The sequence below is a fragment of the Arthrobacter sp. UYCu712 genome (assembly GCF_040547005.1).
GTDB lineage: Bacteria > Actinomycetota > Actinomycetes > Actinomycetales > Micrococcaceae > Arthrobacter.
This window is the reverse complement of sequence record NZ_JBEPOZ010000001.1, coordinates 78045-91095: the sequence shown is the minus strand read 5'-3', so window position 1 is coordinate 91095 and position 13051 is coordinate 78045. Positions and strand designations below refer to the sequence as shown.

The 13051-nt window shown below is 64.3% G+C and carries 15 protein-coding genes; 4 read left to right on the top strand and 11 right to left on the bottom strand.

Annotated features, from left to right (window positions below):
- Positions 1-92 precede the first annotated feature (92 nt).
- Complete coding sequence (locus ABIB51_RS00500; RefSeq protein WP_354184587.1) at positions 93-1271, top strand: ATP-binding protein; 1179 nt, start codon at positions 93-95, stop codon at positions 1269-1271.
- Here ABIB51_RS00500 and ABIB51_RS00495 read toward each other — a convergent pair.
- The 8 genes from ABIB51_RS00495 to ABIB51_RS00460 form a co-directional block, all read right to left on the bottom strand.
- Positions 1268-2170: a tRNA pseudouridine synthase A gene (locus tag ABIB51_RS00495; RefSeq protein WP_354184586.1), complete on the bottom strand. Its 903-nt coding sequence runs from the start codon at positions 2168-2170 to the stop codon at positions 1268-1270. The two genes, ABIB51_RS00500 and ABIB51_RS00495, sit on opposite strands and share 4 nt — an antisense overlap.
- A 31-nt stretch (positions 2171-2201) precedes the next feature.
- Positions 2202-2768 carry a 50S ribosomal protein L17 gene (gene rplQ / locus ABIB51_RS00490; protein ID WP_354184585.1) on the bottom strand — a complete coding sequence of 189 codons (567 nt, stop codon included), beginning with the start codon at positions 2766-2768 and terminating at the stop codon, positions 2202-2204.
- A 77-nt stretch (positions 2769-2845) separates the two neighbouring features.
- A complete protein-coding gene (locus tag ABIB51_RS00485; protein WP_024366109.1) occupies positions 2846-3856 on the bottom strand; it encodes a DNA-directed RNA polymerase subunit alpha in 1011 nt (336 codons plus the stop codon).
- A gap of 132 nt (positions 3857-3988) precedes the next feature.
- Positions 3989-4390, bottom strand: a complete 402-nt coding sequence (gene rpsK, locus ABIB51_RS00480) for a 30S ribosomal protein S11 (protein ID WP_018773682.1) — start codon at positions 4388-4390, stop codon at positions 3989-3991.
- Between the two features lie 99 nt (positions 4391-4489).
- Positions 4490-4864: a 30S ribosomal protein S13 gene (gene rpsM / locus ABIB51_RS00475; RefSeq protein WP_024366110.1), complete on the bottom strand. Its 375-nt coding sequence runs from the start codon at positions 4862-4864 to the stop codon at positions 4490-4492.
- A 174-nt stretch (positions 4865-5038) separates the two neighbouring features.
- Positions 5039-5152, bottom strand: coding sequence for a 50S ribosomal protein L36 (gene rpmJ / locus ABIB51_RS00470; protein WP_009358722.1), 114 nt, complete (start codon positions 5150-5152; stop codon positions 5039-5041).
- A 69-nt stretch (positions 5153-5221) separates the two neighbouring features.
- On the bottom strand, positions 5222-5443 hold the full coding sequence (gene infA, locus ABIB51_RS00465; RefSeq protein ID WP_011775571.1) for a translation initiation factor IF-1: 222 nt from the start codon (positions 5441-5443) through the stop codon (positions 5222-5224).
- Between the two features lie 169 nt (positions 5444-5612).
- Positions 5613-6560 carry a P1 family peptidase gene (locus ABIB51_RS00460; protein WP_354184584.1) on the bottom strand — a complete coding sequence of 316 codons (948 nt, stop codon included), beginning with the start codon at positions 6558-6560 and terminating at the stop codon, positions 5613-5615.
- Between the two features lie 260 nt (positions 6561-6820).
- Here ABIB51_RS00460 and ABIB51_RS00455 point away from each other — a divergent pair, with 260 nt between their 5' ends.
- The 3 genes from ABIB51_RS00455 (at position 6821) to ABIB51_RS00445 (ending at position 10125) form a co-directional block, all read left to right on the top strand.
- Complete coding sequence (locus tag ABIB51_RS00455) at positions 6821-7774, top strand: carbohydrate ABC transporter permease (RefSeq protein WP_354184583.1); 954 nt, start codon at positions 6821-6823, stop codon at positions 7772-7774.
- Between the two features lie 80 nt (positions 7775-7854).
- Positions 7855-8709 carry a carbohydrate ABC transporter permease gene (locus ABIB51_RS00450; protein WP_354184903.1) on the top strand — a complete coding sequence of 285 codons (855 nt, stop codon included), beginning with the start codon at positions 7855-7857 and terminating at the stop codon, positions 8707-8709.
- 69 nt (positions 8710-8778) lie between these two features.
- On the top strand, positions 8779-10125 hold the full coding sequence (locus ABIB51_RS00445; RefSeq protein ID WP_354184582.1) for an ABC transporter substrate-binding protein: 1347 nt from the start codon (positions 8779-8781) through the stop codon (positions 10123-10125).
- 102 nt (positions 10126-10227) lie between these two features.
- On the opposite strand, the gene map is transcribed toward ABIB51_RS00445, so the two are convergent.
- The 3 genes from map to secY all read right to left on the bottom strand — a co-directional run bounded on the left by map (position 10228) and on the right by secY (position 13045).
- The gene (gene map, locus ABIB51_RS00440; RefSeq protein ID WP_354184581.1) at positions 10228-11055 is read right to left on the bottom strand and encodes a type I methionyl aminopeptidase; all 828 of its coding nucleotides are present in this window, start codon (positions 11053-11055) and stop codon (positions 10228-10230) included.
- Positions 11056-11159: 104 nt separating this feature from the next.
- On the bottom strand, positions 11160-11729 hold the full coding sequence (locus ABIB51_RS00435; protein ID WP_354184580.1) for an adenylate kinase: 570 nt from the start codon (positions 11727-11729) through the stop codon (positions 11160-11162).
- Positions 11730-11734: 5 nt separating this feature from the next.
- Entirely contained in the window at positions 11735-13045 is a 1311-nt protein-coding gene (gene secY / locus ABIB51_RS00430) for a preprotein translocase subunit SecY (RefSeq protein WP_354184579.1), read from the bottom strand.
- Positions 13046-13051 lie beyond the last annotated feature (6 nt).

Genomic DNA, 13051 nt, shown 5'->3' with positions numbered 1-13051 from the left:
GTATGTGTGACAAGGGTGTAAAAATGAATCAGTGAGAAAGGGGCGCGGCTTAATTGGGTGAACTACAGCTGGTTCAAGGCTCGGACAGTGTTATGTCCGTCCTGCCCGTGGCCTTGTTGGCTGTCTCGCTCCTGTTGGTCGCGGTGACTGCCGCCGGGCTGTTCCTGCGGTCCCGGCAGCGGTCCAGGCTCGCCGAAAGCCTGGAACGCGAACGCGTGCTGCGCACCATCCTGGACACTGTCGACGTCGGCATCGTGGCCCTCGACAAGACCGGCCACCGCCTCCTGACCAACCGCTGGCAGTCGGAGTTGGAGGCCTCGGCGGTGCCCGCAGGCTCGCCGGGGCCGGCGCAGGAAGCGGAACTCCTCCTAGCCGGCCACGCACAGCAAGCGCCCCTCCCGCCCGAACGGCGTCCCATCCGGCGCGCGGCTGCCGGAGAGACCTTCGCGGACTACCTCGTGTCCTTCGGCGGGCCCCCCGGGGCCCGGGTGGTGTCCACCGGGGCCCGCAGCTTGACGGACCACGACGGCGGATGCGCCGGGGCCGTCGTTCTGTTCAACGAGGTGACGGGGCTGATGGAGGCGCTGGCCGCCAAGGACGACGTTGTCTCCACCGTCTCCCACGAGTTCCGTAACCCCTTGACGTCCATCATCGGCAACCTGGACTTGGCCCTCAGCGACCCGGAGGAGTTGCCGGCGCAGGCAGTCCGCCGGATCGAGGTCGCGCAACGCAACGCGGAGCGGCTGCTGGCCCTCGTCTCGGATCTGTTGATGTCCGCGAACTCGGCCGTCCACGTCCGCCCGAGGCGGACCGACGTTGCCAGCCTCGTGGAGGCCAGCCTCGGCTCGGCGCATGCCCACGCCCGGTCCGCCAGTGTTGCCCTCTCTATGGATGTCCCGGGTCCGCTGTGGGCCAACCTGGATCCGCTGCGGATCAGCCAGGCGCTGGACAACCTCGTGTCCAACGCCATCAAGTACTCCCCCGACGGCGGCACTGTCCGGGTTTCGGCCAGCACCGAAGGCGGCACGGTGCGCCTGCTGGTCCAGGATGACGGGATCGGCATGACGGCGGCAGACGCCGAGAAGGTCTTTACCCGCTTCTACCGGAGTCCGGCGGTCCGGGAGGGACCCATTCCGGGGGCCGGACTCGGGCTCTCGATCACTAAGGCAATCGTGGAGCACCACGGCGGGACAGTCTCCTGCAGCACCCGTCCCGGCCTCGGAAGCACCTTCACGGTGGAACTCCCCACCGCCGGGCCCTCAGCTTCCTAGCCGGCCTGCTCCTGGCGCAGCGCCCGGGTCAGTTCAGCCCGGGCCAGGAGTCCTACGTCCGAGGGGTAATCCACTTCCTCGAGCACCAGCGGATGCGGGGCGGCCAGCACGGACTTGGCGTCACGCTGCCGGGCGAGCAGCCGATCCAGCAGCCAGCCGGGCGATTCGACGCCCTCTCCCACGAACAAGGCCGAGCCCACGAGTGAACGCACCATATTGTGGCAGAACGCGTCCGCCTGGACCGTGGCGACGATGACGCCGTCGGAACCACGGGAAAACTCGAAGCGTTGCAGTTCCCGGATGGTGGTGGCGCCCTCCCGGGGCTTGCAGTAGGACCGGAAATCCTGAAGCCCCAGCAGTTGCGAGGCACCTTCGTTGAGCAGTCCGACGTCGAGCGTCTCCCGGTGCCACAGCGTTGAGGTCCGGCCCAGCGGGTCCCAACGGGCGGGACCGTCCGCGATCCGGTAGCTGTACCGGCGCCAGAGCGCCGAGAACCGTGCGTCGAATCCCTCCGGAGCGATCGAGACCTTGTGCACCTCAATGGCCCCGGTCAGGTCCCCGAGCCCGCGGCTGAGGGCGCCGCGGAGCCGGCGCAGCAGGGCGACGGCGGGATCCAGTTCAACGCCCCGGTTCAGGCCCAGCCACTCCTCCGCGCTGAGGTTCAGATGGACAACCTGGCCGCGGGCGTGCACGCCGGCGTCGGTCCTTCCGGCAACGGTGACCCTGATCGGACGCCGGATGAGCATCGCAAGGGCCTCTTCGAGGGTGCCCTGGACGGTACGCCGTCCCGGCTGGACGGCCCATCCGCTGAACGGGCCGCCGTCGTAGGCAAGATCAAGGCGGATACGCAAAAACCCGCCGCCCCCCATGACGGGGGCAGCGGGTTTTGGCTCGTTCATAGACTTAAGTCTATGCGAAGAAATCAGCGAACTACTTCGCGTCCTTCTTGGAGTCAGCGGCTGCTTCCTCAGCGGCCGGAGCCTCTTCGGTTGCTGCAGCTTCAGTTTCAGCTGCTTCAGCCTCGGGAGCCTCTTCGGTCTCGGCAACCGGAGCTGCTTCGGCCTTCTCGGCGTCCTTCTTGTCAGCGTCACGCTGGGCAGCGGAGGTAGCCTCGGCTACAACGGCCTGCTTCGCGGAAACCGGCTCAAGAACCAGTTCGATGACAGCCATGGGAGCGTTGTCGCCCTTGCGGTTGCCGATCTTGGTGATGCGGGTGTAGCCGCCGTTGCGGTTCTCCACTGCCTGTGCAATGTCGGTGAACAGCTCGTGGACGATGCCCTTGTCGCTGATCAAGCCGAGTACACGGCGGCGGGAAGACAGGTCGCCACGCTTGGCGAACGTCACCAGGCGCTCGGCGTACGGCTTCAGTCGCTTGGCCTTGGTCACAGTGGTGGTGATCCGCTTGTGCTCGAACAGTGCTGCGGACAGGTTCGCGAGCATAAGACGCTCGTGAGCCGCTCCGCCTCCGAGGCGCGGACCCTTAGCGGGGGTAGGCATAATAGTTTCTCCTCATATGGAAGCCAGTGGGCTGCGCACACCGTGGTGCATCCAGCCAGCCGGCCAAGATCTGTTTGTTAGAGTTCGTCGTCGCTGAACGCGGCGTCGTCCTCTTCAATTGCTGCGGCGCGGGCTGCGAGGTCAAAACCGGGAGGCGAGTCCTTGAGGGACAGGCCCAGTTCAACCAGCTTTGCCTTGACCTCATCGATGGACTTCGCACCGAAGTTACGGATGTCCATGAGGTCAGCCTCGGAGCGGGCCACGAGTTCACCCACGGTGTGGATGCCCTCACGCTTGAGGCAGTTGTAGGAACGGACCGTGAGGTCCAGGTCCTCGATCGGCAGGGCCATGTCTGCTGCCAGGGCAGCATCCGTCGGCGACGGGCCAATCTCGATACCTTCAGCTGCGGTGTTCAGCTCCCGGGCCAGACCGAACAGTTCCACCAGGGTGGTACCTGCCGAAGCAACGGCATCGCGCGGGGCGATGGCCTGCTTGGTCTCGACGTCGACAATGAGCTTGTCGAAGTCAGTGCGCTGCTCTACACGGGTAGCTTCCACGCGGAAAGTAACCTTCAGGACCGGCGAGTAGATCGAGTCGACCGGAATGCGGCCAATCTCGGAATCGCCGGACTTGTTCTGAGCTGCCGAAACGTAGCCGCGGCCGCGCTCGATGGTCAGTTCGAGCTCGAACTTGCCCTTCGAGTTCAGCGTGGCAATGTGCAGATCCGGGTTGTGGAATTCGACGCCGGCCGGCGGCGCGATGTCCGCGGCGGTGACGACTCCCGGGCCCTGCTTGCGCAGGTAAGCAACAACCGGCTCGTCGTGCTCGGAGGAAACCGACAGGTTCTTGATGTTCAGGATGATCTCAGTGACATCTTCCTTGACACCCGGAACCGTGGTGAACTCGTGCAGCACGCCATCGATCCGGATGCTCGTGACAGAGGCACCGGGGATGGAGGAGAGCAGGGTACGGCGGAGGGAGTTTCCGAGGGTGTAACCAAAGCCCGGCTCCAGCGGTTCAATGATGAAACGGGAGCGGTTATCGGAGACGACCTCTTCAGAGAGGGTGGGGCGCTGTGCAATGAGCACTTAGGTTTCCTTTCGGCGAGCATCCGCTATATGACGCAACACAGGTGGTGGAAAGATCGGTCTGAGACTTAACGCGGCTGGGCCTGCCCGGACCGGTAAGGGTCCGGGCAAGCACCGGTGCGTTGGAAAGCCTTAGACGCGGCGGCGCTTCGGCGGACGGCAGCCGTTGTGGGCGCTGGGGGTTACATCCTGGATGGATCCAACCTCAAGGCCAGCGGCCTGCAGTGAACGGATGGCCGTTTCGCGACCCGAACCCGGGCCCTTGACGAATACGTCAACCTTGCGCATACCGTGCTCCTGTGCACGCTTTGCGGCGGCTTCGGCGGCCATCTGGGCGGCGAACGGGGTGGACTTACGTGAGCCCTTGAAGCCAACCTCACCGGACGAAGCCCAGGAGATGACAGCACCGTTCGGGTCCGTGATGGACACGATGGTGTTGTTAAAGGTGCTCTTGATGTGCGCCTGGCCCAGCGCGATATTCTTTTTGTCCTTCTTACGCGGCTTGCGAACCGCGCCACGAGTCTTCGGGGGCATTTTTTCTCCTACAGAAAGTTATTGGGGGAAAGATCCGCTATTCCCTCATTTGCCGGATTCCCTGAAATCGCGCCAGCGATTTTAGGGGGCAAATGGGACTTAACGGGTCTTCTTCTTGCCTGCGACGGTGCGCTTCGGACCCTTGCGGGTACGCGCGTTCGTCTTCGTACGCTGTCCGCGCACTGGCAGGCCCTTGCGATGGCGAATACCTTCGTAGCTGCCGATTTCAACCTTGCGGCGGATATCTGCTGCTACTTCGCGGCGAAGGTCACCCTCAACCTTGTAGTTGCCTTCAATGTAATCACGCAGCTGGACGAGCTCGGCGTCGGACAGGTCCTTGACCCGAACGTCCGCGCTGATGCCGGTGGCAGCCAGGGTTTCGTGTGCACGGGTCTTGCCCACGCCGTAGATGTAAGTAAGCGCAATTTCCAACCGCTTTTCGCGGGGAATGTCTACGCCAGCGAGACGAGCCATAGAGGCAGTGCTCCTTGAATAAACCGGAGGTCGTAGGCAGTACACCCGCACATGTTGTGCGGCCCCAGCCTCCGACCGGGGGTTAGCTGTCCGGGCCCATACGTCCCAGATCAGCTTGTGCTGCCTTTTATTTACTTGCGTGGGTTAGCAACCCGGGGTTTCCCGAAAGGGAAATTAGCCCTGGCGCTGCTTGTGGCGCGGGTTCTCGCAGATCACCATGACCCGGCCATTACGGCGGATCACTTTGCACTTTTCGCAGATCTGCTTGACGCTCGGCTTGACCTTCATGGCGTTCCTTTGCGTGTTGCAGTTGGTCAGCTGGACCGGCCTTCGGCTGTTGCTCTGGCCGCCCAGTGTTTACTTGTAGCGGTAGACGATACGACCACGTGTCAGGTCGTACGGGCTCAGCTCCACCACTACCCGGTCCTCAGGGAGAATCCTGATGTAGTGCTGGCGCATCTTTCCAGAGATGTGTGCCAGAACGACGTGCTTATTGGTGAGCTCAACGCGAAACATCGCGTTAGGCAGCGCCTCAGTCACAACGCCCTCGATCTCAATGACCCCGTCCTTCTTGGCCATACCCTCCGCTAACTGTTGTTGCCGCAGCCCTCCGGATTGCACCGGTCATGACCGCGGACGTTTTTTGATTGTTTGGCTGATGCCTCCCGGTCCCTAAAAGGGCACAACAGGGCAGACAACCAACAGACAACATTACGCCATCGCAGGCCGAATGTTAAATCCAGCAATGCTAGCGCACAACGTCGCCGTATGCACGAAAATCGCCGGCCGGAGTGCTCACGGCCTCCGCACTCGAGATGCCGTCCAGGATCGCCAGGCGGACGACGTCGGCTGCCGCACTCTGCAGCGTGACCAGGCTCAGCTGCCGGGCGGCTTCACTGCTGCGGTCCAGCGCGATGCTGCCGGTGGCCAGGCAGAACACGGTGTCCCCGTCCGCCAGGGTGTGGCTGGGGTTCAGCGCCCGGGCCAGTCCGGCGTGCGCCGCCGACGCCGTCCGCTTGCATTCGGCCTTGTCCAGGACCGCGTTCGTGGCGACGACGACGAGCGTGGTGTTGAGGGGCGGGGGCTCCGGCGCCGGTGGGGCTGTAACCCTCGGCGGCGATGTGCTGAAGGGCAGTCCCAGCGCGTTGACAACCGCGATCGCCCCTACAACCACGCCGTTGTCAAGGGTGATGGAGGCCGTGCCTACTCCGCCTTTGTAAGTGCCCCGGCCGATTGCCGCTCCGGTGCCGGCGCCTGCGTTGCCGCGTTCGACGTCGTGCCCGTCCTCCTGCGCCGCGGCATCCGCGGTGGCCGCATATCCCATGGCGGCGTCGGGGCGGGCCGTGAAGTCTCCGCCGCGGCCCAGATCGAAGATCGCTGCGGCCGGCACAATGGGGACCACGCCTCCCGTGACCGGGAAGCCGCGTCCGTGCTCCTCGCACCAGTGCTGGGCGCCGTGGGCGGCAACCAGTCCGTAGGCGCTGCCGCCAGTAAGCACCACGGCGTCTACGCGTGACGTCAAGGTGGTAGGGTCCAGCGCGTCGGTCTCATGTGTCCCGGGGCCGCCGCCGCGCACATCGACCGAGCCGACAGTGCCGGGCGGTGGCAGGACCACAGTCACTCCGCACAGCCAGCCGGCTCCGTTTTTCGTGGCGTGCCCCACCAGCACGCCCGGAATATCGGTAATCGCAGTCATGGCTCCATTGTGCGCCCCGTCCCACCGGTACCGCCCCGCCCGGCGAGGGTTTTTCAAATCGCTGGGCCAAACCCCGGGCCTGCAAACAAACGTTATGTAATACTGCAAGCAACACAGCGTTAACGGGCAAGGAAGCCTTGAACAACAATGCTCTATTGGGGTCTTGTGCGCGAGTCTGCCCACCAACCATGTGGTGAAGTGAAGCAGTTGCCTCCGCCCACCCGCCTGCCCCGGCAGGCCAGGCCCCGTTAGAGAGCTGAATGACTCGACAACTGACTGACCGGCCGCCGGCCGCCCGCGCCGAGGCCAGTCCGGCCAAAACGCCGCGTACCCGCTGGTCCGGCAGAACCCGGCGGGACTTCTTTGTGTTCCTGGCCCTGGCGTTACCCAACCTCGTCCTGATTGCGGTGTTCACGTATCTGCCGCTCTTCAACAACATCTACTACTCCACGCTGGACTGGACCCTCGGCTCGGCCTCGGCGACGGTGGTGGGCTTCGACAACTACGTCACCTTCTTTACCAGCGCGGATGCCGCCGAGGTTCTCGGGACCACCGCCCTCTTCACGCTCGTCACGGTGGGCGGTTCCATGCTGCTGGGACTGCTGGTGGCCCTCGCGCTGAACTCCAAGGTCCGCGGCACCACCTTTGCGCGCTCCGCGGTCTTCGCCCCGTATGTCCTCAGCGGGGTCGGCGTCGGCCTGGTCTGGCTGTTCATCTTCGACCCCGGCTACGGAGTGCTGTCCTGGCTGCTGCGCGGCATCGGCCAGCAGAGCCCGCAGTGGATCAATGATCCCCAGCTCTCACTGGTCATGGTCATCATTGTCTACATCTGGAAGAACCTCGGGTACTGCGCGGTCGTCTACCTCGCCGGCCTGCAGTCACTCCCCCAGGACGTCATGGAAGCCGCCTCCCTGGACGGCGCCAACGGTTTCCGGCGCTTCCTGAGCATGTCGGTGCCGCTGCTCTCCCCCACCACGTTCTTCCTGCTCATCACCACGATGCTCAGCTCGCTGCAGGCCTTTGACCTGATCCGGATCATGACGCCGCTGGGCAACGGCACCAGCACCCTGATCTACGAGGCCTACCTGCAGGCCTTCGGCGCCTTCAACCGCGCCGGCTACTCGGCCTCCATTTCCGTGGTGCTCTTCGCCATCCTGCTCATCATCACCGTGCTGCAATTGCGGTTCGTCGAACGGAAGGTGCACTACTCGTGAGCAGGCTTTCACCCGTCAGCCCGGACCCCGCCGCGAACGCCGGTCCCGCCGCCCTTTCCGGCGGCGGACCGGAAATCCCGCTGCAGCGCCACCGGCCGTTTTCCCGCGCCAACCTGGTCCAGACGATCGCCGGCGGCTACGTCCCGCTGATCCTCGCCACACTCGTGGTGTTCCTGCCGCTGCTGTGGATGGTCCTGAGCTCCTTCAAGCAACCGGGCGAGATCATCACGATGGATCTGAAGATCATGCCGGAGGGCCTCAACTTCGAGAACTACAACATCGCCATGACCACAGTGCCGTTCGCGAGGTTCTTCCTGAACAGCCTGATTGTCACGACAGTGGGCGCGACCATCAAGGTGCTCCTGGCCATCCTGACGGCCTATGCGCTCGTTTTTGTCAGGTTCCCGTTCAAGAACGTGATCTTCGTGCTGATCCTCGTGGCCCTGATGGTGCCGCCGCAGGTGTCGATCCTGCCGAACTACATCCTGATCGCCGGGATGGGCGGGAAGAACACACTCTGGGGCATCATCCTCCCCGGCCTGGGCACCGCGTTCGGGACCTTCCTGCTGCGCCAGCACTTCCTGACCTTGCCGGCCTCCATTCTCGAATCAGCCGAGATCGACGGCGCCGGCCACTGGCGCCGGCTCTGGCGGATCGTGGTTCCCGTCTCGGTACCCTCCATCGCCACGGTTGCCCTGGTCACTGTGGTCAGCGAATGGAACGACTACATCTGGCCGCTGATCATCACCGACCGGCCGGATACCATGACCCTTCCCGTGGGCCTGACGCTGCTGCAGAACTCGGAAGGCAACGGCTCCGGCTGGGGCATCCTGATGGCCGGTGCCGTACTGGTGATCGTCCCCATCCTGCTGGTGTTCGCGGCCCTGCAGCGCTACATCGTGGCCGGCCTGACGCAAGGCAGCGTCACCGGGTGACTCCGCCCCCAATACCCACCGCAATCCAGTCATCGCAGCAAACCAGTCGCACCACCGAGAGGATCCACCATGGCATTGCATGTTGACCGCAGACACTTCCTGGGACTGGCCGGCGCCGGGGCGAGTGCCGCGGCGCTGGCCGCCTGCGGCGGCCCGTCGACCGGTGGCACCACGGCGGCAACGGGTGCCGCCGAGATCGACTTCAGCGGTGTCAAGCCGGCCGCCTCGATCGATTTCTGGACCAGCCACCCCGGCAAATCCCAGGACGTTGAAAAATCCATCATCGAGAAGTTCCAGGCGAAGTTCCCGGACATTAAGGTCAACCTCGTGACCGCCGGGGCCAACTACGAGGAAATCGCACAGAAGTTCCAGACGTCGCAGGCGGCGAAGTCGGCACTGCCGGGCCTCGTGGTCCTCTCCGACGTGTGGTGGTTCCGCTATTACACCAACGGCAACATCATTCCGCTCGACGGGCTGATCAAGCAGTTGGACATCAAGGTGGACGATTTCCAGAAGTCCCTCATCGCGGACTATAAGTACGCGGACAAGCAGTGGGCGCTGCCCTACGGCCGTTCCACCCCGCTGTTCTACTACAACAAGGACCACTTCCAGGCCGCCGGGCTGCCGGACCGCGCCCCGAAGACCTGGCAGGAGTTCGGCGAGTGGGCACCCAAGCTGAAAGCGAGCTCCGGGGCGCAGTACGCCTACATCTACCCGGCCCTGGCCGGGTACGCGGGCTGGACGCTGCAGAACAACCTGTGGGGCTGGGGCGGCAGCTGGTCCGATGAGTGGTCCTTCAACTGCGACTCACCGGAGTCCGTGGCTGCCCTGCAGTGGGCACAGGATTCCATCTACAAGGACAAATGGGCCGGTGTCTCCTCGAAGGAAGCCGCGGACGACTTCGCCGCGGGCATCACGTCCTCCACAATTTCCTCCACCGGATCGCTGCTGGGCGTGCTGAAGTCCTCGAAGTTCAACGTCGGCGTCGGCTTCCTGCCGGGCGGGCCCAAGGTGGAAAGCGGTGTCTGCCCCACGGGCGGCGCCGGCCTCGGCATCCCCAGCGGCGTCAGCAAGGAGGTGCAGCTCGCGGCGGCGACCTTCCTGAAGTTCATGACCGAGCCCGAGAGCACGGCGGAATTCTCCGCCGCCACGGGCTACATGCCAACCCGCACGTCGGCGGACATGACCACCGTGCTGGCCAAAACGCCGCAGATCAAGACCGCCATGGACCAGCTCGCCGTCACCCGCGTCCAGGACAACGCCCGGGTGTTCCTGCCGGGGGCGGACCAGGAGATGGCCAAGGCCGCCGCGAAGGTCCTCACACAGCAGGGGGACGTCAAGGCCACCATGACCGAGCTCAAGGCCACGCTGGAAGAGATCTACACCAAGGACGTAAAGCCCAAGCTCAAGAGCTAGCTACCCTACCGACACAGAAAATCTCAGGCGCTACCGGCATTCCGGTGTCGCCAGGGATTTTGTGCGTCGCCAGGAATTTGGCGGGTCGGCGTGTGCGTGCGGTCAGGGAATCGGAACGGGTACGACGCCGAGCGGCGCCAGCTTCGCCGCGCCCCCGTCGGGCGCCGAGAGGACCCAGATGCCGTTCTCATGGACCGCCACGGAGTGCTCCCACTGGCAGGATCGCTTGCCGTCTGTGGTCACCACGGTCCAGTCATCGGCCAGGACGGCCGTGTCGATGCTTCCGCGCACCAGCATGGGTTCGATCGCGAGGCACAGCCCGGGCCGGATTTTCGGGCCGCGGTGGCCGGTCCGGTAATTCGGCACGTCCGGGGCCATGTGCATCTCGGAGCCGATCCCGTGGCCCACGTAGTCCTCGAGGATCCCGAGCGGCTTGCCCGGGACGGACGAGACGTAGTCGTCCACCGCGCTGCCGATGTCCCCGACGAACTTGCCGGTAGCGAGAGCGGCGATGCCGTGCCACATCGCCGCTTCCGTGACGTCGGATAGCCGCTGGTCCTCCGGGTCGGCAGTCCCGACGATCACGGTCCGGGCCGCGTCGGAGTGCCAGCTGTCCAGGATCGCCCCGCCGTCGATCGAGATGATGTCCCCGTCGTGCAGCACCCGTTCGCCCGGGATGCCGTGCACCACTTCCTCGTTCACCGAGGTGCAGATGGTCGCCGGGAAACCGTGGTACCCGAGGAAGTTGGACGTGGCGCCGGCCTCCTTGAGGACGGCCGCGAACACCGCGTCGAGGTCCCGGGTGGTCTTGCCCGGCACGGCTGCCGCCACCGCGGCGTCGAGGGCGCGGCTAAGCACGAGGCCGGCCTCATGCATGGTGCGCATCTGGGTGTTGGTCTTGTATTCGATGCGGGGCTGGCCGAAGGCCATCTGCAGCTTCCTTTCGTGGGGCCACGCTCCCGGGGGTGTGCGCGGCCAAATGGCTGAGGCCCCTCCCGGTGTCCGGGAGGGGCCTCAAACGTCTACGGCCTGGTTCAGGCCGACTGTGCCTCTTTGATGGCCTGCATGACGCGGTCGGTGACCTCGTCGATGCCGCCGATGCCGTCGACCTGGGTCAGGATGCCGCGGTCGGCGTACTTGGACACCACGGCTTCCGTCTGGTCGTGGTAGAGGTCAAGGCGGTGGCGGATGACGGCTTCGTTGTCATCGCTGCGTCCGGTCTCCTTGGCGCGGCCCAGGAGGCGGGCGACGAGTTCCTCGTCGTCGGCCGTGAGCTGGAGCACGACGTCGAGCTTCTGGTCACCATTGGCCAGGATCTCGTCGAGGTAGTCCACCTGCGCGGTGGTGCGGGGGTAACCGTCGAGCAGGAAGCCGTTTTCGACGTCGTCCTCGCTGAGGCGGTCCCGGACCATCTTGTTCGTCACGCTGTCCGGAACGAAGTCGCCGGCGTCCATGAACTTCTTGGCTTCGACGCCCAGCGGCGTCTCACCCTTGACGTTGGCACGGAAGATATCGCCCGTGGAGATCGCAACGACGCCGAGGCGTTCCGAAATGCGTTCCGCCTGCGTTCCCTTGCCGGACCCGGGAGGTCCGATAATCAACATTCTCGTCATCGCAAAAGCCCTTCGTAGTGACGCTGCTGTAGCTGCGCGTCAATCTGCTTGACGGTCTCCAAACCGACGCCGACCATGATCAGGATCGAGGTGCCACCGAACGGGAAGTTCTGGTTGGCATTGATCAGGACCAGTGCGATCAGCGGGATCAGTGCCACAAAGCCGAGGTAAATGGCACCTGGCAGGGTGATCCGGGAAAGCACATACTGCAGGTAGTCCGCGGTCGGCTTCCCGGCACGGATACCCGGAATGAAGCCGCCGTACTTCTTCATGTTGTCAGAAACTTCTTCAGGGTTGAAAGTGATCGCAACATAGAAGTAGGTGAAGAACACAATCATGGCAAAGTAGAGCGCCATGTAGATCGGGTGGTCACCGCGGGTCAGGTTGTTGTTGATCCACTCGACCCAGGGCGCTACCGGCTCGCCGGCCTTCGGCTGGTTGAACTGCGAGATCAGGCCCGGCAGGTACAGCATCGAGGACGCGAAGATGACGGGAACGACGCCGGCCATGTTCACCTTGATGGGGATGTACGTGCTGGTGCCTCCCACGGTACGGCGGCCGATCATGCGCTTGGCGTACTGCACCGGGATCCGGCGCTGGGACTGCTCCACGAAGACCACGAGGGCCACGGTGAGGAGGCCGATGGCGAGGACCATAAAGAACGTGCCCGGTCCCTGCGCCTTCCAGATCGCGCCGAGCGATCCCGGGAAGCCCGCGGCGATGGAGGTGAAGATGAGCAGCGACATACCGTTGCCGACACCCTTTTCGGTGACGAGCTCGCCCATCCACATGATCAGGCCGGTGCCGGCCGTGAGCGTGATGATAATGAGGATCGTGGTGACGATGCTCGCGTCCGGGATGATCGGCAACTGACAGTTCGGCAGCAGCTGGCCGGACCGGGCCAGCGACACGAGCGTCGTTGCGTTCAGGAGGCCAAGGGCGATGGTGAGGTAACGCGTGTACTGCGTCAGCTTCGACTGCCCGGAAGCGCCTTCCTCATACAGTGTCTGGAACCGGGGGATAACCACCCGGAGCAGTTGCACGATGATGCTCGCCGTGATGTACGGCATGATCCCGAGCGCGAAGATCGAGACCTGCAGCAATGCACCGCCGCTGAACAGGTTGACGAGCTGATAGATCCCGCCCGAAGTCTGACCGTTCTGCAAGCATTGCTGGACATTCTGGTAGTTCACACCAGGCGAGGGGATGAAGGCACCCAAGCGGAAGATTGTGATGATTCCCAGCGTGAACAACAACTTGCGTCGCAGATCAGGCGTGCGAAAGGCCCGGCCAAATGCGCTAAGCAAGCGTCC

Coding starts and splice junctions, on each gene's coding strand:
- ABIB51_RS00500 (WP_354184587.1), top strand. CDS start 93: ATGTCCGTCCTGCCCGTGGCCTTGTTGGCTGTCTCGCTCCTGTTGGTC.
- ABIB51_RS00495 (WP_354184586.1), bottom strand. CDS start 2,170: ATGAACGAGCCAAAACCCGCTGCCCCCGTCATGGGGGGCGGCGGGTTT.
- rplQ (WP_354184585.1), bottom strand. CDS start 2,768: ATGCCTACCCCCGCTAAGGGTCCGCGCCTCGGAGGCGGAGCGGCTCAC.
- rpsK (WP_018773682.1), bottom strand. CDS start 4,390: ATGCCCCCGAAGACTCGTGGCGCGGTTCGCAAGCCGCGTAAGAAGGAC.
- rpsM (WP_024366110.1), bottom strand. CDS start 4,864: ATGGCTCGTCTCGCTGGCGTAGACATTCCCCGCGAAAAGCGGTTGGAA.
- rpmJ (WP_009358722.1), bottom strand. CDS start 5,152: ATGAAGGTCAAGCCGAGCGTCAAGCAGATCTGCGAAAAGTGCAAAGTG.
- infA (WP_011775571.1), bottom strand. CDS start 5,443: ATGGCCAAGAAGGACGGGGTCATTGAGATCGAGGGCGTTGTGACTGAG.
- ABIB51_RS00460 (WP_354184584.1), bottom strand. CDS start 6,560: ATGACTGCGATTACCGATATTCCGGGCGTGCTGGTGGGGCACGCCACG.
- ABIB51_RS00455 (WP_354184583.1), top strand. CDS start 6,821: ATGACTCGACAACTGACTGACCGGCCGCCGGCCGCCCGCGCCGAGGCC.
- ABIB51_RS00445 (WP_354184582.1), top strand. CDS start 8,779: ATGGCATTGCATGTTGACCGCAGACACTTCCTGGGACTGGCCGGCGCC.
- map (WP_354184581.1), bottom strand. CDS start 11,055: ATGGCCTTCGGCCAGCCCCGCATCGAATACAAGACCAACACCCAGATG.
- ABIB51_RS00435 (WP_354184580.1), bottom strand. CDS start 11,729: ATGTTGATTATCGGACCTCCCGGGTCCGGCAAGGGAACGCAGGCGGAA.